The sequence below is a fragment of the Flavobacterium turcicum genome, assembly GCF_011365745.1.
Taxonomy (GTDB): Bacteria; Bacteroidota; Bacteroidia; order Flavobacteriales; family Flavobacteriaceae; genus Flavobacterium; species Flavobacterium turcicum.
The window spans coordinates 193,486-218,896 of the sequence record NZ_JAAOBY010000003.1 but is presented as its reverse complement, the minus strand read 5'-3'; the positions used below and the strand labels follow the sequence as shown (position 1 = coordinate 218,896).

The 25,411-nt window shown below is 35.6% G+C and carries 23 protein-coding genes; 16 read left to right on the top strand and 7 right to left on the bottom strand.

Translation table 11 applies throughout. From position 1 onward, the window contains the following. The first annotated feature begins 367 nt into the window (after window positions 1–367). The 3 genes from G9Q29_RS07765 (at window position 368) to G9Q29_RS07755 (ending at window position 1,857) form a co-directional block, all read left to right on the top strand. On the top strand, window positions 368–754 hold the full coding sequence (locus G9Q29_RS07765) for a hypothetical protein (RefSeq protein WP_166135262.1): 387 nt from the start codon (window positions 368–370) through the stop codon (window positions 752–754). A gap of 14 nt (window positions 755–768) precedes the next feature. Beyond that, window positions 769–1,236: a PEGA domain-containing protein gene (locus tag G9Q29_RS07760; RefSeq protein ID WP_166135259.1), complete on the top strand. Its 468-nt coding sequence runs from the start codon at window positions 769–771 to the stop codon at window positions 1,234–1,236. A gap of 105 nt (window positions 1,237–1,341) precedes the next feature. Next, window positions 1,342–1,857, top strand: a complete 516-nt coding sequence (locus G9Q29_RS07755; protein WP_166135256.1) for a GNAT family N-acetyltransferase — start codon at window positions 1,342–1,344, stop codon at window positions 1,855–1,857. Window positions 1,858–1,955: 98 nt separating this feature from the next. On the opposite strand, the gene G9Q29_RS07750 is transcribed toward G9Q29_RS07755, so the two are convergent. Next, complete coding sequence (locus G9Q29_RS07750) at window positions 1,956–2,501, bottom strand: DUF4494 domain-containing protein (RefSeq protein ID WP_166135253.1); 546 nt, start codon at window positions 2,499–2,501, stop codon at window positions 1,956–1,958. Window positions 2,502–2,802: 301 nt separating this feature from the next. On the opposite strand from G9Q29_RS07750, the gene G9Q29_RS07745 reads away from it, so the two are divergent. The 4 genes from G9Q29_RS07745 (at window position 2,803) to G9Q29_RS07730 (ending at window position 7,478) form a co-directional block, all read left to right on the top strand. Further along, window positions 2,803–3,429 carry a TetR/AcrR family transcriptional regulator gene (locus G9Q29_RS07745; protein ID WP_166135250.1) on the top strand — a complete coding sequence of 209 codons (627 nt, stop codon included), beginning with the start codon at window positions 2,803–2,805 and terminating at the stop codon, window positions 3,427–3,429. After that, a complete protein-coding gene (locus G9Q29_RS07740; protein ID WP_166135247.1) occupies window positions 3,419–4,741 on the top strand; it encodes a TolC family protein in 1,323 nt (440 codons plus the stop codon). Before G9Q29_RS07745 ends, G9Q29_RS07740 begins: the two co-directional genes overlap by 11 nt. Before the next feature lie 10 nt (window positions 4,742–4,751). Beyond that, window positions 4,752–5,831, top strand: a complete 1,080-nt coding sequence (locus G9Q29_RS07735) for an HlyD family secretion protein (protein ID WP_166135244.1) — start codon at window positions 4,752–4,754, stop codon at window positions 5,829–5,831. 63 nt (window positions 5,832–5,894) lie between these two features. Continuing rightward, window positions 5,895–7,478 carry a DHA2 family efflux MFS transporter permease subunit gene (locus tag G9Q29_RS07730; protein WP_166135241.1) on the top strand — a complete coding sequence of 528 codons (1,584 nt, stop codon included), beginning with the start codon at window positions 5,895–5,897 and terminating at the stop codon, window positions 7,476–7,478. 29 nt (window positions 7,479–7,507) lie between these two features. Here G9Q29_RS07730 and yaaA read toward each other — a convergent pair whose 3' ends face one another. Further along, on the bottom strand, window positions 7,508–8,266 hold the full coding sequence (yaaA, locus tag G9Q29_RS07725) for a peroxide stress protein YaaA (RefSeq protein WP_166135238.1): 759 nt from the start codon (window positions 8,264–8,266) through the stop codon (window positions 7,508–7,510). Window positions 8,267–8,419: 153 nt separating this feature from the next. Between yaaA and G9Q29_RS07720 the strand changes: the two genes are divergently transcribed. Together G9Q29_RS07720 and G9Q29_RS07715 are read left to right on the top strand one after the other, a co-directional pair. Beyond that, on the top strand, window positions 8,420–8,938 hold the full coding sequence (locus tag G9Q29_RS07720) for a GNAT family N-acetyltransferase (RefSeq protein ID WP_166135235.1): 519 nt from the start codon (window positions 8,420–8,422) through the stop codon (window positions 8,936–8,938). Window positions 8,939–9,029: 91 nt separating this feature from the next. Further along, window positions 9,030–10,268 carry an NAD(P)/FAD-dependent oxidoreductase gene (locus tag G9Q29_RS07715; RefSeq protein WP_166135233.1) on the top strand — a complete coding sequence of 413 codons (1,239 nt, stop codon included), beginning with the start codon at window positions 9,030–9,032 and terminating at the stop codon, window positions 10,266–10,268. A gap of 67 nt (window positions 10,269–10,335) precedes the next feature. On the opposite strand, the gene G9Q29_RS07710 is transcribed toward G9Q29_RS07715, so the two are convergent. After that, window positions 10,336–11,865 carry a SulP family inorganic anion transporter gene (locus tag G9Q29_RS07710; RefSeq protein WP_166135230.1) on the bottom strand — a complete coding sequence of 510 codons (1,530 nt, stop codon included), beginning with the start codon at window positions 11,863–11,865 and terminating at the stop codon, window positions 10,336–10,338. Between the two features lie 320 nt (window positions 11,866–12,185). Between G9Q29_RS07710 and G9Q29_RS07705 the strand changes: the two genes are divergently transcribed. Further along, window positions 12,186–13,604 carry an amidohydrolase family protein gene (locus G9Q29_RS07705; RefSeq protein ID WP_166135227.1) on the top strand — a complete coding sequence of 473 codons (1,419 nt, stop codon included), beginning with the start codon at window positions 12,186–12,188 and terminating at the stop codon, window positions 13,602–13,604. A gap of 51 nt (window positions 13,605–13,655) precedes the next feature. On the opposite strand, the gene G9Q29_RS07700 is transcribed toward G9Q29_RS07705, so the two are convergent. The 3 genes from G9Q29_RS07700 to G9Q29_RS07690 all read right to left on the bottom strand — a co-directional run bounded on the left by G9Q29_RS07700 (window position 13,656) and on the right by G9Q29_RS07690 (window position 18,007). Beyond that, window positions 13,656–16,127, bottom strand: a complete 2,472-nt coding sequence (locus G9Q29_RS07700) for a zinc-dependent metalloprotease (protein ID WP_166135224.1) — start codon at window positions 16,125–16,127, stop codon at window positions 13,656–13,658. Between the two features lie 217 nt (window positions 16,128–16,344). Continuing rightward, window positions 16,345–17,391 carry an RluA family pseudouridine synthase gene (locus G9Q29_RS07695; protein WP_166135221.1) on the bottom strand — a complete coding sequence of 349 codons (1,047 nt, stop codon included), beginning with the start codon at window positions 17,389–17,391 and terminating at the stop codon, window positions 16,345–16,347. Next, window positions 17,381–18,007: a PASTA domain-containing protein gene (locus G9Q29_RS07690; RefSeq protein WP_166135218.1), complete on the bottom strand. Its 627-nt coding sequence runs from the start codon at window positions 18,005–18,007 to the stop codon at window positions 17,381–17,383. The genes G9Q29_RS07695 and G9Q29_RS07690 overlap by 11 nt, the downstream gene beginning before the upstream one ends. 240 nt (window positions 18,008–18,247) lie before the next feature. On the opposite strand from G9Q29_RS07690, the gene G9Q29_RS07685 reads away from it, so the two are divergent. The 5 genes from G9Q29_RS07685 to G9Q29_RS07665 all read left to right on the top strand — a co-directional run bounded on the left by G9Q29_RS07685 (window position 18,248) and on the right by G9Q29_RS07665 (window position 21,735). Next, a complete protein-coding gene (locus G9Q29_RS07685) occupies window positions 18,248–19,219 on the top strand; it encodes a D-alanine--D-alanine ligase (protein WP_166135215.1) in 972 nt (323 codons plus the stop codon). 9 nt (window positions 19,220–19,228) lie between these two features. Continuing rightward, window positions 19,229–19,687, top strand: a complete 459-nt coding sequence (gene coaD / locus G9Q29_RS07680) for a pantetheine-phosphate adenylyltransferase (protein ID WP_166135212.1) — start codon at window positions 19,229–19,231, stop codon at window positions 19,685–19,687. A gap of 46 nt (window positions 19,688–19,733) precedes the next feature. Further along, complete coding sequence (locus tag G9Q29_RS07675) at window positions 19,734–20,300, top strand: PhnA domain-containing protein (RefSeq protein WP_166135209.1); 567 nt, start codon at window positions 19,734–19,736, stop codon at window positions 20,298–20,300. A 189-nt stretch (window positions 20,301–20,489) separates the two neighbouring features. Then, window positions 20,490–20,969 carry a hypothetical protein gene (locus G9Q29_RS07670; RefSeq protein WP_166135206.1) on the top strand — a complete coding sequence of 160 codons (480 nt, stop codon included), beginning with the start codon at window positions 20,490–20,492 and terminating at the stop codon, window positions 20,967–20,969. A gap of 142 nt (window positions 20,970–21,111) precedes the next feature. Beyond that, the gene (locus tag G9Q29_RS07665; protein ID WP_166135203.1) at window positions 21,112–21,735 is read left to right on the top strand and encodes a hypothetical protein; all 624 of its coding nucleotides are present in this window, start codon (window positions 21,112–21,114) and stop codon (window positions 21,733–21,735) included. Between the two features lie 358 nt (window positions 21,736–22,093). On the opposite strand, the gene G9Q29_RS07660 is transcribed toward G9Q29_RS07665, so the two are convergent. Then, on the bottom strand, window positions 22,094–23,440 hold the full coding sequence (locus G9Q29_RS07660) for a DEAD/DEAH box helicase (RefSeq protein WP_166135200.1): 1,347 nt from the start codon (window positions 23,438–23,440) through the stop codon (window positions 22,094–22,096). A gap of 196 nt (window positions 23,441–23,636) precedes the next feature. Between G9Q29_RS07660 and G9Q29_RS07655 the strand changes: the two genes are divergently transcribed. After that, on the top strand, window positions 23,637–25,367 hold the full coding sequence (locus G9Q29_RS07655) for a M14 family metallopeptidase (protein ID WP_166135197.1): 1,731 nt from the start codon (window positions 23,637–23,639) through the stop codon (window positions 25,365–25,367). Window positions 25,368–25,411 lie beyond the last annotated feature (44 nt).

Below are 25,411 nucleotides of genomic sequence, written 5' to 3'. Positions count from 1 at the left end.
TTAATTTTATTGTATATTCAGTTATATTACTTGCTGTCCGTAAGTCAATCTTTATGCCAATACAAAACAGCTCTGTAAATTGTCAGTTTGTATTAAAAATGACATAAAATAATATGACAAGATGACATTTGTAAGTGCCAAGTTAAAAGCGATAATCTTCAGAAAAGAATTTAGACTGCAAGCATGGCGGATCACGAACCGTTGATTACTTAACAAACTTATTCATTATTGAAAGACAGATATGTCTTTGAAAAGCAAAATTTAGCAAGACAAAAAGTATAAAAAAGAGTCAACACCTTTTTAATAAATTTTATTTTTCGTGTACGACAAATCACCTATATTTACGGAAAAATTGAAACGAAACGTTATGCGAAAATTAATTCTTAGTGCTATTACTCTAGCATTAGTTAGTTGTGGAGCAAGTATTAAATCTAATTTCACTACCCAACTAGCGCCAATTTCTATGGACCAGAAAGTAGCAATACTTGATTTAAAAAACGAAGTCCCTTCTGGAGCACAAAAAATAGGGACAGCTTCGTATGGTGACACTGGTTTTTCTACTGATTGTGATTTTAATAGCAATTTAATTAATGCTCGTAAAATTGCACGACAAAACGGAGCCAATGTAATTAAGGTCACTGAAAAAAAAGAACCTAATTTTTTTGGTTCGTCATGCTACCGAATAAAAGTTGATTTTTATTCTTACCAAGGCGATGTGACTCAACTAGACCAATATCAAATTCAAATTAACTAATTATAATTTACAAAATGAAAAAATCATTTATTTCTGCCTCTTTAGCTTTTGTGCTTTTATGCTCCAGCTGTGCAACTATTGTTTCAGGTTCAAAACAAAATGTAAAATTCGAGAGTAACCCAAGCCAAGCTACTATTTTAGTTGATGAAGTTGAAGTGGGAAAAACACCTTTCGAAATAAAACTTTCTCGTAAAAGCGAACACGAAGTTTTAATTAAATTAGACGGTTACAAAAACTATCAAACTACCTTAACTAAAAAATTCAATGCTTGGTATTTAGGAAATATTTTGATTGGTGGACTTGTAGGTTTAATTATTGATCCGGTTACTGGAGCAATTTACAACCTAACACCAAAACAAGTAAATGCCGAAATGACAAAAGGAACTGCTTTCAATTACAAAAAAGGAGACGTTTATGTTGCTGTAGCTTTAGAGGTTGATCCTAACTGGAACAAAGTAGGTCAATTGAGTAGCGCACAATAAAACCCTATGTCCTAAAAGAATTGTAATGCTTGATTGCGAATTTTGTTCCTCAAACAAAATTCGCAATCTTTGTTTTAAGATAAATCCAAATCAAAACATACAAGCATGAATTCAACCAATTATCAATTTAAAAAAGCTACAACTGCTGATCATACATTTATCTGGGAAATTTTAGCCGATGCAATTGTGCGTCGAAAAACAGATGGAAGTACACAATGGCAAGACGGCTACCCCAACCCTACTGTTTTAGAAAACGATATTAATCAAGGTTATGGATTTGTACTTCTAGAAAATCATACAATAGTTGGATATTGCGCTTTGATCATCAACTATGAACCTGCTTATGAAGCCATTGAAGGCAAATGGCTCTCGAATCAAGATTTTGTAGTCATTCATCGTGTAGCAATTGCACAAGAACAACTTGGGAAAGGCTTGGCAAAAAAAATAATGACTGAAATAGAAAACTATGCTATGCAACAACATATTTTCAGCATCAAAGCCGACACAAACTTTGACAACTTACCCATGCTACATTTGTTTGAAAAATTAGGCTATAGTTATTGTGGCGAAGTCTACTTTAGAGGAAGCGCCAGAAAGGCATTTGAAAAAGTATTAAAGTAACGCCTATTTTTTTTACGTAGCTTAAAAAAAATGCAATCAAAAATTGTACGTTTTGACAATTTTTGATTGCATTTCAACTTTATTCTTCTCTTCTGAATTTACTCAACTTCTTCAGTTACAAATTCCATATGGTCGATTACTTCCGCTTCTACTTCAGGCTTTGATGCTTTTATTGCATTAAACTTTTCAATTTTTTCTAAATCTTCTTCTTCTCCACTAAAATAAGGAAAAACATCCAGTATTGGTGATTCGGCAATAGCTGGAATCGTGTAATCGCCCATAGTACCTTTCATTACAGTAACCGTATTATCGTACGCTTCTTTTACATCATTGGCTTGAACCAAAAGATACATATTGGTTTTGCGCTCTTTTCCACTTTCTTCATCGTAAGCAAGTAACGAAACTTTAGATCTAAACCAACGGTCCGCATTTTCAAAAGGATGAATTTCGGCGTAATTAGCAACCTTAATTGTTGTTATTTTAAACTCTTCACTGATGTATGCCGACATTTCTTCGTTTATTCTGCTCTCTGCTTCCGTATACGACAAAGCATCAACTAAATAAGGTTCATTTGCCATTTTTTGAACACCACTTTCATCTGTTTTTCTATATTTTACTTTGCATTCGTACCAAATTGTGCTCATCTTTTTCTCTATTTTTTTTTAAGGTCGTCAAAGATAAATTTTCGAATTAATAAAAAAGCAGAACCAAAAAATAGATATTCACAATTTGACACAACAAACTAAAAGCAAATAAATATAGCGTAATAACATTCTTGAATTCAAATATTTATGAACTACATTATTTTTACAATTCAAAATTCATTTTAAAATTTATCCGGACTTCTATCTTGCTAAAAAAGCGTTAAATGCATGTTAAAAAAAATTAAACAACTGTTTAAATTAAACAACTGTTTAAATTTGTACAAGGAAAAGAAGAAAACGCGTGACATCCAATTTCAACGACAAGCAAATTCAAATTTTACAAGTTGCCGAAACCCTTTTTGCTGAAAAAGGTTTTGATGGCACTTCGATACGTGCTATTGCCAAATTAGCGCAGATTAATATCGCCATGGTCTCATATTATTTTGGTTCAAAGGAGCGCTTGCTTGAAGCACTTTTAATTTACCGAACAACCGACCTAAAAAAACAACTCGAAAATTTATTGCAAGAAGATTTACAACCTCTAGAAAAAATCAATAAACTAATCGAACTCTATATTAGTAGAATTAGTTCTAATAAAGGGATTTATCGCATTTTACACTTTGAATTTTCATCAAAAAAAAGAGAGCAAAACCTTGAAGTTTTTACCGAATTGCGCAAAGGAAATTTAAAAGCGTTAGAAGCTATCATTCAAGAAGGCCAACAAAAAGGAATTTTCAGAAAGGATGTCATTATACCTTTAATAACTCCAACAATTTTAGGCACATTTTTTCATTTTCATATGAATAAGCCTTTTTTTGAAAACCTCCTTCAACTCAAAACAGAGGATCTTTACAACAACTATATCAAAACCAACTTGACCCAGCACATTCAACAAACAATAAAAGCACTTCTTATCTATGAAAGTTAGTCAAATCATGCTCTATGGGATGTTCTTTATCGGAATTTCGTCCGTTGGGGCACAAGAAAAAACAAGTTTAAGCCTAAGTGAGGCAATAAACAAAGCTTGGGACAAAAGCAACGAAGTATCGCTTGCCAATACAAAGGTACAGTCTAAAAAACTGGAATTACAAGCCGCAAAAAACAATCAATACCCCGACTTAAAATCGTCTGGCCAATACCAACGATTGACTAATGCATCAGTAAATTTCAAATTAAATCAGGATAATAATGGTCCAGTACCTGCAGTGAACCAATTGATGGTGGGTCAAATAACGGCTGCTATACCTGTTTTTTCGGGCTTTAAAATTCAAAACGGAATTAAAGCACAAGACCAATTGTACCAAGCAGAAATGGCTACATCATTGCAAACAAAAGAAGATGTTGCATTGCGTGTTATTGAATATTACGCTAGCCTATACAAAGCTCAAAAAACAATTGAACTTTTAAAGGAAAACCAAAAAAGTGCCAAGCAGCGTGTAAAAGATTTTATTGAATTGGAAAAAAATGAAATCATTCCTCGCAATGATTTATTGAAAGCCAAGTTACAAGTTTCTAAAATACAGTTGTCATTAGATGAAGCTTCTAATAATTTAAAGACAATCAATTTTTACTTAACCACACTTTTAAAATTAAGTCCGGATACGCAACTTGAAATTCGCGAAGCTGATTTTGCTGATTTTCAAATGAATAATGTCCCTGACAATGACCTACCAGCACTCGAAAATCGTAAGGACTTACAATCCATTCGACTCAAGAGCAAAGCGAGCGAAACAAACATTAAAATCGCTAAAAGTGCCTACTACCCTACTTTAGCAATTGTAGGCGGTTACACGGCATTAGACCTAAGCAATGTAATTACGGTTCAAAATGCAATGAATATTGGAGTAGGAATATCATACGATTTGAGTGCACTAGTTAAAAATGCGACCATGGTAAAACTAGCCGAAAACAGATTATCTGAGGTTCAAAGTAATGAAGCACTACTTGTAGATTACATCAAAGTTCAAGTTCATAAAGCAATCGAAGATTATGAACTTGCAGTAAAACAAAGCTTAGTTTACAATGAAGCTCAGGAACAAGCTAGCGAAAACTACCGTATTGTTAAAGACAAATACGACAACGGCTTATCAGACACCAACGATTTGTTAGAAGCTGATGTAGAGCAACTCAATGCAACCATAAACAAAGCTTTGGCTCGCGCTAATACCATCCAAAAATATTACGAGTTACTTGCAGTAACAGGACAGTTATCACAATCATTCACATTAGCTCAAAAATAATTATACTACCATGGAAAAGAAAAAAACAAACAAAAAATTCATCATTATCCTTGTAGCTCTGGTAGTTTTGGGTGGGACGTATGGTACATACAAATACATGCATTCACAAGCTCATGAGGAAACTGATGATGCTCAAATTGAAAAAAATATGAACCCCATAATCCCGAGGGTTTCTGGCTACGTTGATAAAGTGTACATCAAAGACAATGATTTTGTAAAAAAAGGCGACACGCTTTTTACTATCGATAAAAGAGATTATTTACTTAAAATTGACGAAGCTACCGCCGCATTAATTGGTGCCGAAGGAAATCTTGAAGTCTCAAAAGCAGACATCGGTAGTGCTTTGGCTAGCATATCGGTTTCAGATGCTAACGTACTTTCTGCAGGCGGCAATATTGAGTCGGCTAAAATTCGTTTAGACAGAGTTTCTAGCGATTTTATCCGTTACGAAAATTTATATAAAAGTCATTCGATTACTAAACAACAATACGAGCAAGCGCTTGCTGCTAAATTAGAAGCCGAAAATCAAATCAAAATTCTGAAACAACAAGAACGAGCTACTGCTTTTCAAAAATCAGTTATTATTGCCAAATCAAAAGTTTCAAGCAAGCAAACCGAAGTGGCCGCTGCAAACATCAAAAAAGCGCAAGCACAATTGGAAGCAGCAAAATTGAACTTAACCTACACGGTTGTAACTGCTGCAATTGATGGTCAAGTATCTAAAATTGACATTCAACCTGGGCAATTAGTACAACCGGGACAATCATTATTTTACATCATCAATAACCAAGAAGCTTGGGTAATTGCTAATTTTAAAGAAACGCAATTGAACAAAATGGTTAAAGGTCAAAAGGTAACCGTAAAAGTAGATGCCTATCCTGGTTATTTATTTCAAGGAACCATAACTTCATTTTCACCTGCAACAGGATCTCGTTTTTCATTACTTCCGCCTGATAATGCTACAGGAAATTTTGTAAAAACCATTCAACGTTTGCCAGTAAAAATTAGTCTGGACGCATCAAACGATCCTGAAAAAATAAAATTGCTTCGACCAGGAATGAATGTGGATGTAGACGTACATGTAAAATAAATACTAGGTTTACCTCAACACTGTAGAAGATAAAAATAAAATTGGCTTTCAATAAAGGACAAAATGGTGCAATCAGGAGAAGACGATTTAGTAGAATACGGCTTTAGAAGAGTCATAATTACCATCACTGCAGTACTATGTGCAATGCTTGAAATTGTAGATACTACAATTGTCAACGTAGCATTAAACAATATGCGCGGTAGTTTGGGTGCCTCTCTAACTGACGTGGCATGGGTTATTACCGCCTACGCCATTGCCAATGTTATTGTAATACCAATGACAAGTTGGTTGTCACAACAATTTGGTAGACGAAATTATTTTGCTGTATCTATTATCATATTCACAACGGCTTCTTTCCTTTGCGGAAATGCCACTAATATTTGGGAACTTGTTGCATTTCGTTTCATTCAAGGATTAGGTGGAGGTGCTTTATTAGTAACTGCCCAAACTATTATTACCGAAAGTTATCCGGTTGCTAAACGAGGTATGGCTCAGGCTATCTATGGCATGGGAGTAATTGTAGGACCTACATTAGGGCCGCCCTTGGGAGGTTATATTGTAGATCATTTTTCATGGCCGTACATTTTTTACATCAATATTCCAATCGGAATCATAGCCACTTTACTAACTTTTTCATTTGTAAAAAGTCCAAAATACGGTACAAAACTTAAAGCAAGTCAAGTAGATTGGTGGGGAATTGTTTTATTAACGGCTTTTATTGGTTCGTTACAATATGTTTTGGAACACGGACAACAAGATGATTGGTTCAATAACGGAACCATAATTATGCTAAGCGTAGTAACCGTTTTTGGATTTATATTGTTTATCTGGCGTGAACTTACATACGAGCACCCTATTGTAAACCTACGTGTTTTAAAAGATACCAACTTACGAGTTGGAACTGTGATGTGTTTTATACTCGGTTTTGGGTTGTACGGCTCTACTTTTATTATTCCAATTTACACTCAATCGGTTTTGGGTTGGAGTGCATTAGACGCTGGTTTATTGCTTATTCCTAGTTCGATAACTACCGGAATTATGATGCCTTTTATTGGTAAAATGATTCAGCGCGGGATTCCACAAGCCTACATGGTTGCTGCAGGCTTCTTTCTGTTTTTCTTGTTTACTTTTTGGATGCAGCAAGTTATCACACCTGATTCTGGCGAAGAACATTTATTTTGGCCTTTAATTTTGAGAGGAGTTGGATTAGGATTACTTTTTGTACCAATTACGACATTATCATTATCTACTTTAAAAGGAAAAAGTATTGGCGAGGGTGCTGCTTTTACAGGAATGATGCGCCAGTTAGGTGGGTCGTTTGGAATTGCAATTATTACTACTTTTTTGGCACGATTCAATCAAGAACACCGCGTAAACTTAGTATCACACCTCAATAAATCATCGTTTGAAGTACAGCAAACAGTAAAAGAATTGCAATCGGGATTTATGTCTAAAGGTTTCTCTGCAAATGAATCGCTAGCAAAAGCTTACAAAGCATTAGAATTCAAAGTAATGCTTCAAAGCAGCGTACTCTCTTACATGGATATCTTTTTATATCTAGGCGGACTATTTTTACTTTGCATCCCTTTTATTCTGTTGATTAAAAAAGGAAAAAACAAAATAAATCCTGCTGATGCAATGCACTAGCAGGATCATTATTTTTATTGCTTTTAAAATTATCTGGTAAAAATTAGGTTATTTCCTTTAGACAAATTGGCATCAAATTGATAGCCATCATAATTAAATCCTTTTAAATCTTCCAACGTTTCAGCATTAGTGTCAATGATGTAGCGCACCATCATTCCTCTAGCTTTTTTGGCAAAAAAACTTATAATTTTTAGTTTACCATTTTTGTAGTCTTTAAACTCAGGTGTAATTACCGGGACTTTTAGCACTTTTACATCTACTGCCGAAAAATATTCTGTGCTTGCCAAATTAACAAAAAGCTCGTCATCAGCTAACTCTTTGTTCAAAGCTTTAGTTATAGTTGGTTTCCAAAACTCATATAAATTTTTACTTTCGCCAACCGCCATTTTCGTACCCATTTCTAAACGATAGGCCTGAATCAAATCTAAAGGTTTAAGCAAACCATACAAACCCGACAAAATACGTAAACGATCTTGTAACAAATCAATTTTTTCGGGCGCAAGTTCGTAAGCATTCAATCCAGTATAAACATCGCCATCAAAAGTATAAACCGCAGGACGTGCATTTTCAGTATTAAAAGGAGTTTTCCACTGTTGGTTGCGCTGCCAATTCAAATCTGCTAATTTTTCAGAAATACTCATCAAACTAGATAAACCCGTTGGATTAATTTGTTTCAAAACTTGCTGCACTTTTTTTGATTCTTTCAAGAATAAAGCTTCAGAAAATTGAGTGGTTGGCAAAGCTTTTTCGAATTCTAGTGATTTGGCTGGAGAGATGACAATTTTCATATGCTAGTAAGTACTACTTTTTTATAATTTGATTCAAAAGTAATGATTGCAAAATAAAATCCAATGCTAAGTAGATTGATTTGTCGAATACCGTTATAGAAATTGAAAATTACCATTTCTTTACCTTATTTTTGAAAATCAAACATCACATTTATGGATTCGCTTATCATTGAAAATGCCACCCTAGCTCATCTCGAACAATTACAAAAATTGAGTATTACTACTTTTACCGAAACCTTTTCAGAAGTAAATACAGCCGAAAATTTGCAAAAATACTTGGATAAAAGTTTTAATAAAGTCCAACTCACTGCAGAACTAAACGATAAAAACTCACATTTTTTTATTGCCTTTTTAAATGAAATTCCAGTAGGCTACGCCAAAACAAATGTAAACATAGCACAAACAGAACAACATGACTTAGCCGCAATGGAATTGCATCGAATTTATGTGCTACAAGAATTTCACGGCAAAAAAGTAGCTCAAAAATTATTTGAAAAAGTATTACAAATTGCACGAGAAAAAGAGGTTCCACAATTGTGGTTAGGTGTTTGGGAGGAAAATAAAAGAGCTATTCAATTTTATAAAAACCATGGTTTTACTGTTTTCGACCAACATGATTTTTGGATGGGCGATGACAAACAAACTGATTTGTTAATGCAGCGACAACCTTAAAAAAATTAAAAATGAATATTATTACACCTATTTCCACTAAAAATAAAACACTTATTTACGCTATTTTTGTAGTGAGCAAGACATATAAAAAATGAAACACGATATTATAATAGTTGGGGCAGGTTTGGCCGGGTTAGCCGCGGCTGTACATTTACACCGTCAAGGACGAAAAGTACTTTTATTAGAAGCTTCAGACCGACCAGGCGGACGATTAAAAACAGACCTACGCAAAGGTTTTTTATTAGACAGAGGATTTCAAGTTCTATTAACTGCCTACCCAGAATCAAAAGCTTTACTAGATTACAAAGCTTTACGGTTAAAAAAAATGCTGCCGGGAGCAACCGTACTTTATGAAGAAGGGCAATTCGAAATAGCTGACCCAATGCGACGCCCTTCTGCTGCTTGGGCAACTCTCATTGCTCCTGTTGGTACCATAAAAGATAAAATAAATACCCTTTGGCTAAAGAATCGCTTGCAGAAATTAACTATTGACCAAATATTTAGTCAACCTGAAAATACAACCGCTGCGCAACTAAAAGAATATGGCTTTAGCGAAAAAATGATTGAACGCTTTTACCGTCCATTTATGTCTGGTATTTTTTTAGAAAATCAGTTAACTACTTCACGACGAATGTTCGATTTTGTGATGAAAATGTTTTCGGATGGTGATGTTGCCGTACCTGAATTAGGAATGGAAGAAATCCCGAAACAATTGGTTGCCATGTTACCACTAGAAAGCATTAAATGTAACACAGAAGTAGTAAGTCTTGATCAAAATAAAATTACAACCGCAGATGGCACTGTTTATGAAGCTAATCAAATTCTTTTGGCTACAAATGCCAATCAGTTCTTATCCGAAATAGTTCCTGAAACTACAACGACAGCGCACCAAGTAACTTGTGTATATTTCGAAACCCGTCTGCCACCATCACAAAAAGCGGTAGTGATTTTGAACGCAGCTCAAAATAAAAAATGGGTCAATAATTTAACAGTAATGAGTGCCGTTTCGGCTGCTTATGCTCCCAAAGGTAAAGCACTAATATCAGTTTCGTTTAACGGAATTCCAGATATCGATGATGCAACACTAGCTGAAAATATGAAAGAAGAAATATCTCATTGGTATGGCGCTGATGCAGCCTCTTGGAAAATGCTAAAAGCCTACCGAATTAGCTATGCTTTACCCTCTCAAGAGAATGTATCCAATAATAAAGATTTGGAATCTTTTAAAATTTCAAGTTCGCTATTTATTTGCGGCGATCATCTTTTAAACGGCTCCATAAATGCAGCGCTACAATCTGGCAGATTAGCAGCTGAAGCAATGCAACAATAAATAAAAAACCATCAAAATAATTGTTACTTACAATTGTCTTGATGGTTTAATTTTAACTGCTACTAAATTATTCGAGAACCTGATATAGAGGATCTTCAAGAATATTCACATCAATAACTGCGGCTGCATTTTCTAATAATCGAACACAATCAGGGCTTAGATGTTGCAAACGGACTGTTTTGTTTTGGGCAGCGTATAGCATTGTCACTTTATGTACGGCATCAATCGCACTCATATCGCAAATTTTACTGTCTTTAAAATTAATTATTACTTCTACAGGATCATTTAACACGTCGAATTTTTCAATAAAAGCAACAGTCGATCCAAAAAATAAAGGCCCGTACAGTTCATAGTGCTTTACCCCTTGATCATCGATATGTTTTTTAGCACGAATTCTTTTAGCACTTTCCCAAGCAAAAACTAGAGCAGAAATTATAACACCAATCAAAACAGCCAAAGCTAAATTGTGTAACACAATAGTAATTACTGCCACTACAATACCAACAAAAATATCTTGTTTCGGCATTTTATTAATAATCTTGAAACTCGACCATTCAAAAGTTCCTAAGGCTACCATTATCATCACACCCACAAGTGCTGCCATAGGTAAAAGTTCAATTACTGGTGCACCAACCAACACAATGAATAAGATGGTTAAAGATGCAATGATTCCTGACAACCGCGCCCTAGAACCCGCATTTAAATTAACCAATGTTTGAGCAATCATAGGACAACCTCCCATTCCAAAGAAAAAACCGTTTAAGATATTAGCACTTCCTTGCGCAATACTCTCTCTATTTCCATCACCCTTGGTTTGAGTGATTTCATCAACTAAATTTAGAGTAAGTAAACCTTCTGTTAAACCAACAGCTGCCATAATTAAAGCATAAGGGAATACGATTTGCAAGGTATCAAAGGTAAAAGGGATATTCGGAATATGAAAAGGTGGCAAACCTCCGCTTACTGCAGCAATATCACCCACGGTCTTTGTATCAATTTCACCAAAATAAACAATCACAAAAACAATCGCAATGGCAACTAAAGAAGATGGAATGGCTTTGGATATTTTAGGAAAAAGTAAAACTATAGCAATAGTAAATCCTACTAATCCGAGCATTATCCATAAAGGTGATCCTTGTAACCATTGCGTAGCTGGTGCTAAACCAGTTTTGAACTGATTAAGTTGCGACATAAAAATTATAACTGCAAGTCCGTTTACAAAACCAAACATAACTGGCTGAGGCACTAATCGGATAAATTTACCCCATTTAAAAATACCCACTGCAATTTGCACAACACCAGCAAGTGCTACTGCCGCAAATACATATTCTATTCCATGCGATTGCATCAAAGCAATAAGAACAATTACTGTTGCTCCTGCTCCACCAGAAACCATTCCGGGTCTACCTCCAAAAATTGCGGTAACTAACCCCATAATAAAAGCAGCATAAAGTCCTGACAAAGGCGAAAAACCTGCCAAAATCGCAAAAGATAACGATTCAGGAATCATGGTCATGGCAACTGTAAAACCGGCAAGCAGTTCAGTTTTATAATTTACTTTTTGTGAAAAATCAAAAAGTTTAAATTGTTGTTTCATAAAAATTGTGCAATAAATAAATGTTTGGGGGAAATTGTCACTGACTTTTTAAACCTCGTGAAGTTCGTATTCTGAAATCAGTAAATTGATAAATTAGGTCCAATTCGGCTTTAATTGGTAAAAGTGCAAAGGTGAAACTTTTTAAAGGAATAGCAAAACTACCGCAGAAATTGTTTAACTTTGCGCCAGTTTACCATTTTTTTACTGCTAGAACTGCAAAAAATTAAGTTTCGAGTCTAAAAAAACGAAAACAAAAAATGCTTTCAATAGCATGCGAGCAATTTCTTTGGTAAAACTACTTGACACTATTACCATCACCTATGAGAATATTACCAACACTATTGTTGTTCTTAACTGTAACAGCGGGCTACTCGCAATCCGTAAGTGAGTATTTTGAAAAAATAAGAGACAACGAAGCAGAACTGACTGCTTTTTTCTCTCAAATGCCAAAAGGTGGCGACTTACACCATCATTTTTCAGGTTCTATTTACGCAGAACCTCTACTGCAGCATGCCATTCAAACAGACTTTTACCTAAATACCGAAAGTATGGACGTACGCAAGGAAAAAGAATCTACGGGAAATTGGAAATTATTTTCCGAACTCAAAGCCAACGGTACTTTAGAGTTTTACAAGCAAAAAATCATGCAGAAATGGTCTATCAAAGACTATAATTATGTTGATTATCCTTCTGATAAGTTATTTTTCGAATCCTTCATGAAATTTGAACCAGCCATTAAAGGTAATTTCGGTCAAGGATTATTGGAGTTGAAAAAAAGAGCAATTGCTGAAAATGTGAGCTACATTGAAACGCAACTCTCAACCATTCCTAACACGATGAATACGGATGATTTGCTTACTTTTAACGCTAAACTTCGTGAATATGCTCTAGCTAAAAATGAGAAAGAAGTATTGAAAACTTTAGACGTGATGTACAAAAGCATACTTCAAAAAAATGCCAACAATTATGCTAAAGAATTCAACAATAATTTTGTTACCAAGTTACACAACGATCTAAAAATTGATGATGCCCAATTTACAATGCGTTATCAAAATTTTGTGCTGCGTTTTATGGAACCTGTTGATTTGTTTAAAAATTTGGTTATCGCATTCATCTCTGCCAATGAAAGTGATTTGATGGCCGGTGTCAATATTGTATCACCAGAAGACGGCGAAACTTCGATGAAAGATTATTGGTTGCACATGATGATGTTTAAATTTTGTAACTTGAAATACCCGAATGTCAAATATACCATGCACGCTGGCGAGCTTACTTTAGGACTGGTTCAACCTGAAGAATTAACTTGGCATATTGGCGCTGCAGTACATACCGCTGGCGCACATAGAATTGGCCACGGTGTAGACATTCCTTATGAAAAAGATTCGTACGAATTGCTACGCCACATGGCACAAAAAAATATTCCTATTGAAATTAATTTAGTGAGTAATGAATTTATTTTGAAGGTCAAAGAAAATCGTCATCCACTTTCCTTGTATAAAAAATTTGGAGTGCCAATTGTAATTAGTACCGATGACGCTGGAATTTTACGAACTAATATGACAGAACAATATGTTTTATTGGCAAAAAGATATAAAGATATTTCTTATCAAGACATTAAACAATTTGTGTTCAATAGCATCAAATTTAGCTTTATAAAATCGGCTTCAGTTAGAACACAATTACTAGCAAATTTAGAAATGCGATTTACTACTTTTGAAAAAGAATTCACGAAACAATAAAACAAAAAAAAATCTGCTCGAAAGCAGATTTTTTTTTTGTGCCGTTTAAAGCTATGAAGGGTTTAAAATAAGATCAATTCTCTTTATCGCATCGGCGTAATGATATTTTGTTTCCGTATTTACCGCTGCAGCTTTGGCAATATTTAATGTTGCTTTCAAAGCGACCAACTCACCGCGCACTAAAGCACGAACATCTGATTGCGCTACATTATAATATTCTGAAGGACGACCGCCTTTTATTTCTTCTTTCATCAAAAAGGCCATACGCTCAATGTAGGCTCTCTGCAAATTTCTTCTGTAAATCGTTACATTACTACCTGCTGAAGCCTCTTTCCAGATTCCTTTGCGCATATCACTTAATAAATCAAGTGCTTTGTAATTATTGTTCCCTTGAATTTCGGCATCTAATAAACGTCCTAAACGATCAAAACTCATCACATTATTTAAGTGGCGTACCTGTACATTTCTGAAACGCTCTGTATAACCAGCATAATCAATATTACGTAAAGTACTCACATTAACCAACCAAGTTGGCGATGCGAAAGCATTTGCTTGCAACCATTGCATGGCTTCTTGCTGCTGCGCTTTTGAAACCACTTCGTAAATCTTCCCTTTCTGGTTTGGTTTTTTCGTCGCCTCAAAAACACCTCCTACATTTGTCACTACGTGTCCTACATAACGTCCCCAAACATCGAGCATTTCTTTATACAATTCGTCTAAATCATCGTAATTATTGGTTTTATCGCTTGTCCACTCGTGTAAATGTGCAGCAACATATTGCAGGTTTTTCAGTCCGTATGTACTTGCTTTCATAGAACTGTTTCCAATATCTTCGGTTTGCGAAGTAGGATCAAAACTACTGCTTTGCTTTCCGAACTTATAAATAGGATTGTCTGCTTTTTCCATAATCCACTTATCTAAAGTGGGGACTTCAGCTTCAGGCGAAGATGAATTAGGAATATAACGGTAACCCCAGTTGGTTGCATAATGATCATAAGGTCCCATTTGACGGATGAATCGAACATTTTTATCACCCGGTTGTGCAATGTAATTAAAACGTGCATAATCCATCAAACTAGCTGCAATTCCGTTTTTCTGTGTAAATTCACCATTACGGTATGATTCGGTATCATAAGCACAACTCGCTCCCATATTGTGCGGAAATCCTAGCGCGTGTCCTACTTCATGTGCTATTACCATGCGCATCATATCACCCATTTCCTCATCACTTGTTTGCAACGTTCGCGCAGTTGGATTAGCCGCTCCGGTTTCAAGTAAGTAACGGTTTCTGTATGAACGCAAGTGGTTGTGGTACCATATAACATCACTTTCGATAATCTCACCTGTTCTTGGGTCGGAAACACTTGGCCCTACTGCATTTCGAGTAGTACTTGCTACATAACGAATTACAGAGTAGCGTATGTCCTCTGGACTAAAATCAGGGTCTTCTTCCTTTGTTGGCGGATCTTTAGCAATAATTGCATTTTTAAATCCGGCGGTTTCAAAAGGCTTTTGCCAATCTTCAATACCTTGCTTGATGTACTTGCGCAATTTTTCTGGAGTTGCAGGATCAAGATAATATACAATTGGTTTTATTGGTTCTACCAGCTCTCCTTTTGCGTAAGCGACAGGATCTTTTGGCTCCAATCGCCATCTGCGAATATAGGTTTTCACATCCGACTTCAATTCGTTACTTCCATAATCAATTTGATCTATGGTAAACCAACCCACGCGCGGATCAGCCAAACGAGGTTGCATTGGCTTTTCTGGTAACAAAATCATCGATTGATTCATTTGAATACTAATGGTCTCTGCATCACCTTGTACTGGTGGTTTGGCCGCATTGTAACTAAAGTCCTGAATGACTTCTATATTCATCGGGAAACTTTTCATGGTATTGATAAAACTACGTGATTCATCCAACCCACGTACTTTGTATGTTTCACGCATATCCGCCGATAATCCACTGATTGCTTTAACATCAGTACCATAAAACTTGCTTACATCAATTACTGTATTGGCAGAATCCTTACTAAAAGCCACAATATCAAATGCGAATAAAGTTGGCTCGTAATTGTTTGCTTTCACTGAAATGCTAATAGGCAAACTGTCATTCGCCACGGCATTAAATGATTTGATTTTGATGACAATTTTATCTTGAAAACGTTGCCAAACAATCAATTGCTCATTGGTTTCTGAACCTGCATTGACATAACCGCCTCCCAAATTAGCAGGAAGTTTGGATAACCTACTTACCAAAAGCATGTCTTTATTCAATAGGGTATTCGGAATTTCAAAAAAATATTTTTTATCTACTTTGTGCACGGTAAACAAACCAGCATCGCTGATAGCATCTTTAGTGATCACTTTACTGTAATCCTTAATAGCTGATTCTGGTTTTTTCTCTGGCATTGGAGCTACAGCAAAAGCATTTTTGTCTTTTTTCTTTTTTGACTGCGCATATGCAACAGGTGGCGCAAGGGCAAGCGCAACAATCGCTGATAAAATGAAAACTTTCTTCATTTAGTGGTTATTTTTTGGTTAATCAGTATCAAAAATAGAGGGAAGCAATCTAAAAATGAATAGTATTCAGTGGTTTAACTTTTAATTAACAACGGTTTATTTTAAGAATTTTGCAAACAAGTAGAAGCCGTTAAATTGAAGTAACTACTTTTCCAAAAAAAGCATAAAAAAACCCAAAGCTAATGTTGCTTTGGGTTTTGTATGAGTTTCGATTGAATTAATCTTCACTTTCATCATCCGTTTGGTGCGACTTTGAGTAACCTCGCCATTTTTCGATACAATTTACAAAATCTTCAGGCAATTCAGTATCAAAACGCATCATTTCTCCTGTTGTAGGATGGATAAAACCGAGCGTTTTAGCATGCAATGCTTGCCTAGGCAATGCTTTAAAACAGTTTTCAATAAATTGCTTGTATTTTGTAAAAGTGGTTCCTTTCAAAATTAAATGACCACCGTAACGCTCGTCATTAAACAAAGGATGTCCAATATGTTTCATATGCGCTCTAATTTGGTGCGTACGTCCTGTTTCTAACTGACAAGAAACAAGTGTAACGTAACCAAATCGTTCTAAAACTTTGTAATGGGTAATCGCAGGTTTACCAATTTCTGGATCAGCAAATACTGCCATTTGCATGCGATCTTTCAGGTGTCGCGCTAAGTTTCCTTCTATCGTTCCCGCATCATCAGCAACATTACCCCAAACCAGGGCAATATATTCGCGCTCTGATGTTTTTGCTTCAAATTGTTTCGCCAAGTGAGTCATCGCCGCCTCAGTTTTGGCAACCACTAATAAACCCGAAGTATCCTTGTCAATACGGTGTACCAAACCAGGACGTTCACTACTGTTCATTGGTAAATTATCAAAATGATAAGCCAAGGCATGCACCAAAGTTCCTGTGTAATTACCATGACCAGGATGCACCACCATTCCTGGCAATTTATTGATTAACAATAAAGTATCATCTTCATAAACAATATCAAGCGGAATGTTCTCCGGAATGATATGATTTTCATACGGCGGGTGCGAAAGCATCACACGCACCACATCAAATGGCTTAACTTTATAATTGGATTTTACGATAGCATCATTCACAAAAATATTTCCTTCTGCCGCTGCCGTTTGTATTTTGTTGCGAGTCGCATTTTGAATAAGGCTCATCAAGTATTTATCAATTCGCAAGGACGCTTGGCCTTTAGGAACTTCAAACCTGAAATGTTCAAATAACTCGTCTTCTAAATCTAGTGTTTCTATATTATTGTTCATCAACTGGTATTTCTTCTTCTAGTGGTACGGCCAAAGTATCAGCAGCACTCTCTTCTTCTTCATAGCTCATTTTCCCATCACCAAGTACTAAATCAATCTTACTGGATTTTAAAACACGATCTCCTGCCTTCAAATTACGCCCTTTGTAACGCATTTCTAGCACCATATCTTTACCTAAATTGGGTACATAGGTGATATTTCCTTCCTCAAGACCAAGCGCTTTTAGGGTTGGTACAGCCTCACGATAGGTTTTGTTTACCAAATCAGGAATACGAACTGATGAGTATCCGGCAGTATTTATTTTAATGTAGATTTTACGCCCCACTTTTACTTTAGTTCCTGGCAAAGGATCTTGTTCCACCACACTAAACTGCGGAAAATCACTTCTAAAATCCACACTATCCAATAAAACATAGTCTAAATCTAGCTCGTCTAATTTTTCTTCTACCTGCTCCTCTGTCAATTTACTCAAATTAGGAACCGAAATTTCATTGCCATGATCGGTTGTAAACGTGAGCCAATGCATGAAAAAATAACCCAAAGCAGCAATAATAGCTAATGCAACAAAGACTTGTCCAAAGAAAACGCGACTAGTAAGATACTTCCGTAAACTCATAAATTTATTTTTATATGCCACAAAGATAAACCTATTTCGTTTCAAAAAAAATGATAATTTTGTTTAATCGTTTTTAGCACAAACAACTCCTTTTTTTAGGAGCTTTTTCCCGCTATTCGCTTGTATCTTTGCTTTTTTTTGACAAAAAAACCAAAGGATACCGCTGCTATCGGGGCTAATTCAAAACAGTAGTAAATAGCCTATGTGGAGCTTAAAACAACTCAATTAAAACAATAAAAAATGAAAAACATTGCCATCATCATGGGCGGGTATTCCAGCGAATACAAAATATCTTTAATCAGCGGCAATGTCGTGTACCAATACTTAGACAAAACCAAATACAACGGCTTTCGCATTCACATCTTCAAAGAAAAATGGGTTTATGTTGATGCACAAGATCAGGAATTTCCAATCGATAAAAATGATTTTTCGGTTACTGTTGCTGGACAAAAAATCAGTTTCGATTGCGTATTTAACGCCATCCACGGCACGCCAGGCGAAGATGGTTTAATGCAAGCCTACTTCGAATTATTGCAAATTCCACAAACGGCCTGCGATTATTACCAAGCAGCGCTTACCTTCAATAAACGAGACTTACTTTCGGTTTTAAAACCCTACGGGATCAAAACCGCAACTTCTTATTACCTAAACAAAGGCGATGTGGTTGACACATCCGCCATTGTAAACAAATTAGGATTGCCTTGTTTTGTAAAACCAAATAAAGCAGGTTCTAGTTTCGGGATCTCAAAAGTAAAAACGGAAGCCGAGTTACCAACTGCAATTGAAACTGCTTACAAAGAAGATAACGAAATTATAATTGAGAGTTTTCTTGACGGAACCGAAGTTTCTGTTGGAGTAATCAATTACCAAGGTGCAATTACAGTTTTGCCAATTACTGAAATTGTCTCCGAAAATGATTTCTTTGATTACGAAGCAAAATACTTAGGCAAATCGCAAGAAATTACGCCTGCAAGAATCTCAGACGAAATGACTCAAAAAGTGGGAGCTATTGCCAAACGCGCCTACGAAGTACTTAAAATGAAAGGTTTCTCTCGTAGCGAATTCATAATTGTTGACGGCGAGCCACACATGCTCGAAATGAACACTATTCCGGGTTTAACCACCGAAAGTTTAATTCCGCAACAGGCCAATGCGGCAGGAATTGAGCTAAAAGACTTGTTTACCAACGCCATCGAATTGGCATTAGCCTAACCCTCTACCATGAGAAAAGCCATATTTCCGGGTTCGTTTGACCCAATTACACTTGGTCATGAAGACATCATTAAACGCAGCCTGCCTCTTTTTGATGAAATCGTGATCGCCATTGGCGTTAATGCCGAAAAAAAATACATGTTCTCATTAGAAGATAGAAAACGATTTATCGAAGAAACTTTTCAACACGAACCTAAAATTTCAGTGATCACCTACGAGGGATTGACTACTGAGTTGTGCCGAAAACTCAATGCCAATTTTATTTTGAGAGGTCTTCGTAACCCTGCGGATTTCGAGTTTGAAAAAGCAATTGCACACACCAACAGACGCCTCGCCAAGATTGAAACCGTATTTTTACTAACGGCCGCCAAAACATCTTACATTAGCTCAAGTATTGTTCGCGATGTCATTCGCAACAACGGACAATACGAAATGCTAGTTCCGGACGCGGTTCGAGTAACCAAATAATTTTTTTAAAAAGCGAATTTTCGCAACAAAAACAACAACAAAAACAATGAGCATCGAAAGAGAATTAATGAAACGAAGTGGCGGAAAGTGTGAACTATCTGGCGTTACCGAAGACCTACAAGTATACACCCTCACTCCTACACGTCGTGGCGGACTCGATGAAAACGTACTAATCTCGAAAAACTTAATTGCACAAATCGAGCAAGCCGAAACTATGGATCCAAATTCATGGCGATGCTTAAACGATAGTATGTGGAGCGAACACGAAGCTGTTCAAGTATTATCATGGCGGATGTTAAGCCGTTTAGGAAATCAAGAATTACTGGAGCAAATGTACCTTGACGAAGATACGTTGGCTTGGGCACAAGCAACTGGCGAAGGTCAAGAGGATGAAAATAAAATAGTGCATCGCGATAGCAATGGCGTTATATTACAAACGGGCGATTCAGTAGTGTTAATCAAAGACCTAAAGGTAAAAGGTTCTAGTATGGTTGCCAAGCAAGGTACAGCAGTGCGTAACATCAGATTAGATCATGAAAACGCCGAATATATTGAAGGACGCGTTGACGGACAAACTATTGTAATTATTACACAATACGTGAAGAAAACATAATTGGTAGTTTACAGTCGCAGTCGCAGAGTGCAGTAGTTAACGTGGAGAAATCAGTTTGCAGTCGCAGTCTCAGAGTGCAGCCAAAAGTCACAGTACTCAGTTTACATTAACAGTCTTAGCGAATAGTTAGGCGACATTAACTCACGAATCATAGAATCTAACTTAAAAATTGAAAAAGAAAACATACAAATGAAAAAACTGTTTTTGATAATTATTGTTTTCCACAATTTGATTTTTAGCCAAAATTCTGATGAAAATGTTTCTGCAGAAACTATCAGCGATAAAATTCAAACGCATTGTTTTGAAAATTTGAAACCTTTTAAAGAATTAGATAGTTTACCAAATTGGAAAAATCACACTTGTAGTATAATTGATAATTTATTTTTACTTCAAATCAATACTGAAAATAAGACTTTTAATGAGGAATTACATAAATCTGCTATCAACAGATTACGTGAAATATCGAACCTTTTTTATTTAGAAAAAACACCTATAATTTTAACTTCAGGAATGGATAGTTTTTTAGAAACAGAGGGAAAAAATAAAAATCTTGAAGATGACAACAAAATTATTTATGTAAGTATTGGAGAATGTACAATGCCGAGAAATTGGTCTGAAGGGAAAGAGGCTTTTAATTCTGAAACAATGAGATTACTGAAAAATAAATAACGTCGCCTAACACACGCTACAAGCAATTTGGGGATTTGGCTTAATGGAAAAATTGGTTTGTATTTGGAAGATTTGGCAAATCCGAAAATAGGGCTTAATTTAGTCCCAAACTGCTTGTAGCGCGGGAACGTTATATGCAATTATGAAAAGACGCTTATATTTTATAACAACAATCCTTCTATTTTTATCATGTTCTGATAAAAATAAAAATTTCAGCATACAAGATATTAAATCAGATACTATTAAATCAGGTGAAAAGAAAGAGGAAATTAAACCTGTAATTGATACTATATTGAATGAAGGCAGCGTAATTATTTATGGAGATTCAACCATTCAGAAAGATAAGATTAGAGATGTTCTAATAAAATTTGAACCATATATAACTTTTGATGATTTTAAAGTTAGCATCGAAAATGTAAAAGCAAAACTTGACTTAAATTCTCATGAATTAGGAAGGCAATTCAGAACTGCAATAAGGAAAAGTTATAATGATACTGAAAATCTCTTTGCAGGGCATTACATTTTTGCTACTTGGGGTTGTGGAAGTCCTTGTCAGATGAACGTTCTAATCGACAGAAGAACTGGAAAAATATATGATGCTCCAGATTCGTCAGTTGGTTCACAATTTAAAAAAGACAGTAGAATGTTAATTATTAATCCGCCGGAAGAAGGGAATTATTATTACAATGGTTGTATATATTGCAAACCCGAAATTTATGTACTCAATGAAAAGTCAAAAAAGTTTGAAAAGAAAGAATCAAATTAATAATAACCGCATATAATACTTTCTAAAACTCATGGCTAGTTTTTCGGTAAATTGTTCGTCTACTTTTCATAACTTCGCTTAGTTGGTTATGAAAAAAAAGCTTTCCATAAGGCGCCACAAGCTCTAGCAAGAGAACATTACACAAAATAGTCAACATTTGCCAAATTTTCAAACAACAAAGACAGATTTAAAAAACTACCGTAAAGCTAAAAACCGTTGCTAATAAATTAAATTTACTACCAACGGTTTCTTTATAAAAAATAATATTGAGACTACAAACTGTGACTACTGACTGAATACCGAAACTGAAAACTGTGACTGAATACTGTGACTGCAAACTGAGACTAATCACTAAAAACTATTCCTCCTCTTTCTTAATCACTTTTCGGGCTACTTCAATTTTAAACTTTTTACCCTTCATTTTTTCGTCTTTGATAGCATGCAACAAATCTTTTACTTTGTTGAATTTTACAGCTGCAAACGAGATAAAATCTTTTACTTCGATAAGTCCTAAATCACCTTTTTCGAGTTTTCCTTTTTGCGAAAAGAAACCAACAATATCAATTTTATTCAACTTGTTTTTCTTTCCACCACTAATATAAATGGTTTGAAACTGCGGTGGTTTTGGTAAAGCTTTGGCTTGATTTACTACCAAAACTTCCATCGAATAATCAAGATAATCCAATTTTTTTTCACTTTCGTGCGCTACAATATAGGCAGTACCCGAGGCTTGCATACGTGCTGTACGCCCGTTTCTGTGTGTAAACTCGTCTTCCTTAGCTGGCAAATGATAATGAATAACGTGTTTCATCTCTGGAATATCCAGTCCACGTGCGGCTAAATCAGTAGTAATTAAATAACTCATACTGCCATTTCTAAACTGTATCAAGGCGCGCTCCCGTTCCTCCTGATCCATTCCTCCATGATAGTACGTAGCGTAAATTCCCTTTTCATTTAAAGTATCGCTAATTCGTTCTGCTGCATCGCGATGGTTGCAAAATACAATTGCAGCTTCTGACTTCAAAGAGCAAATCAGTTGAAACAAGGTATTGATTTTATCTTTTTCTTTAGATAAAACCAATTTCATTGACAAGTTAGAAACCGCCTCTTCTTCGGGAATAAAATCTAAAACCACAGGATTAACAACGCGAGTGTATTTTGGAATCTCAATATCTGAAGTAGCCGAAACAAGAACTCTTTTGTTCACCTTGGTCAGTTGCCCAATGATATATGACATCTGCTCATGAAAACCCAATTGAAGCGATTTATCAAATTCATCCAGAACAATAGTTTGAATTTTATCCAAACGAAACGTACCGCGATCAATGTGATCAGCTATTCTACCCGGAGTTCCAATTAAAACTGCTGGCGGATTACTTAAATTTTTTATTTCGGTTTCAATAGAGTGCCCGCCATAACAGGTATTAACTTTGTATGAGGTGCCCATTTTTTTCCAAACTTGCTCAATTTGAAGACCTAATTCGCGAGAAGGAACCAAAATCAAACATTGAACCGATAAAATTTCAGCTTGCAAAAGTTCAAAAACAGGAAGTAAAAATGCGAGTGTTTTACCCGAACCTGTTGGCGAAAGCAGCAAAGTATTGTTTTCGTTTAAAATGGTATCGTGTGCCACTTCTTGCATTTCATTCCAACTTGTAATGCCTAAATTAGAAAGTATCGTGGTAGCGGATTGCTTAGTATTCATATTTTAAATTTGTGCAAAGATAATTTTAAAAAACGACTAAACTCATGAGCTGCTATTTGTTTTTACAAAACCACCTGACCACAATTACACATTATTATTTCTTCGTTAGAGCAAAAGGTAGCTACTTTTTTAAAGAACTTTGCTGAGAATTCTGTAAAAAAAGTTACATTTGGAAGACTATTTTTAAACTAAAAACATGAAAAACCTTCCTATTTATCTCTTATTCCTAATGGTATGCAGTTGGGGTCAAGCCCAAAATAAATACGCCACAGTTTTTGAAAAAGGAAACGGAAACCAGTCTGCAACCTACGCCGAAACTATTGCTTATTACCAATTATTGGCACAAGATTTTCCTACCATTGAAATACAAGAAATGGGTTTAACGGATAGCGGATTACCTTTGCACATCGTCATTTTTAATCCTGAAAAAAACTTCAATTTTGAAGAAATCAAAAAAAACAAAGCTGTTGTTTTAATCAATAATGGCATACATGCAGGAGAGCCAGACGGGATTGATGCCAGCATGCAATTGTACCGCGACTTAGCAACAGGTAAAGTAAAAGCACCAAAAAATACGGTTTTAGTTTGCATACCTGTTTACAACATCGGCGGCGCATTAAATAGAAACTCTAGCACAAGAGCCAACCAAGATGGACCCGAAGAATATGGCTTTCGCGGAAACGCCAGAAACTATGATCTTAATCGAGATTTCATGAAGTCGGACACTCGAAATACCAAAAGTTTTGTGAATATTTTTCATAAGATAAACGCCGATGTGTTCATTGACAATCACGTGAGTAACGGTGCTGATTACCAATACAAACTGACCTACATAATGACACAACACAACAAACTAGGAACCGTTTTAGGAGGATTTTTAAACACCGAAATGATGCCTGCCGTTGTACAAGATTTACAAAAGAAAAAAATTGAATCAACTCCTTATGTAAACGCTTTTCAAGATACACCGGATAAGGGATTTGCACAATTTTTTGAGAGTCCGAGATTTGCTACAGGCTATACCTCATTGTACAACACGCTTGGTTTTGTGGTAGAAACCCACATGCTTAAAAAATATGCTGAACGTGTAAAAGTTACTTATGAATTCATGCGCTCTACAATCGACTTTACCGATGCCAATTACGCCAAGATAAAAGAGCTCCGTTTGCAAAACGAAAAACAATACCAAGCAGGTAAAAAATATGCGATTAAATGGGAAATTGACACCACAAAAACCACCAATTTTTCTTTCCTAGGATATGAAGCTGGTTATAAAAAAAGTGATGCTACAACAGGTAAACGTTTATTTTACGACCGCAACAAACCCTTTAAAAAAGACGTTCCTTATCAAAAAGAATACAAAGCTACCAAGGAGGTAACAATTCCTGAAGCTTACATTATACCCAGAGGTTTTTGGCATGTAATAGATGTTTTAAAAACCAACAATATCGAATTCAAAGTTTTACCAAAAGACACTGTAATTTCAGTAGAAAGCTACCGCATTGCCGATTATAAAACAGGATCATCTGCATACGAAGGGCATTATTTGCATAGAAATACTTCTGTAACAAGCACTATACAACAAAAGGCTTTCGCGAAAGGAGATTTCTATGTACCTACCAACCAAAAAGGGATAAAATATTTACTCGAAGCGTTGGAGCCTGAAGCGATGGATTCATTTTTCAATTGGAATTTCTTCGATACTATGTTACAACAAAAAGAAGGTTACTCTGATTACGTCTTTGAAGATACGGCAGCGCAATTACTACAAAAAAATCCAGATTTAAAATCGAAGCTAGAAAGCAAAAAACAAAGTGATCCTAAATTTGCTGACAGTCCAGAGGCACAACTCGATTGGATTTATAAAAATTCGATCTACTACGAAAAAGCGCATTTACAATATCCAATCTATCGCGTTTTAAAGTAAAAAAACTTCAGTTGAATTATTTAAAAAACACGAATTTAACGCTT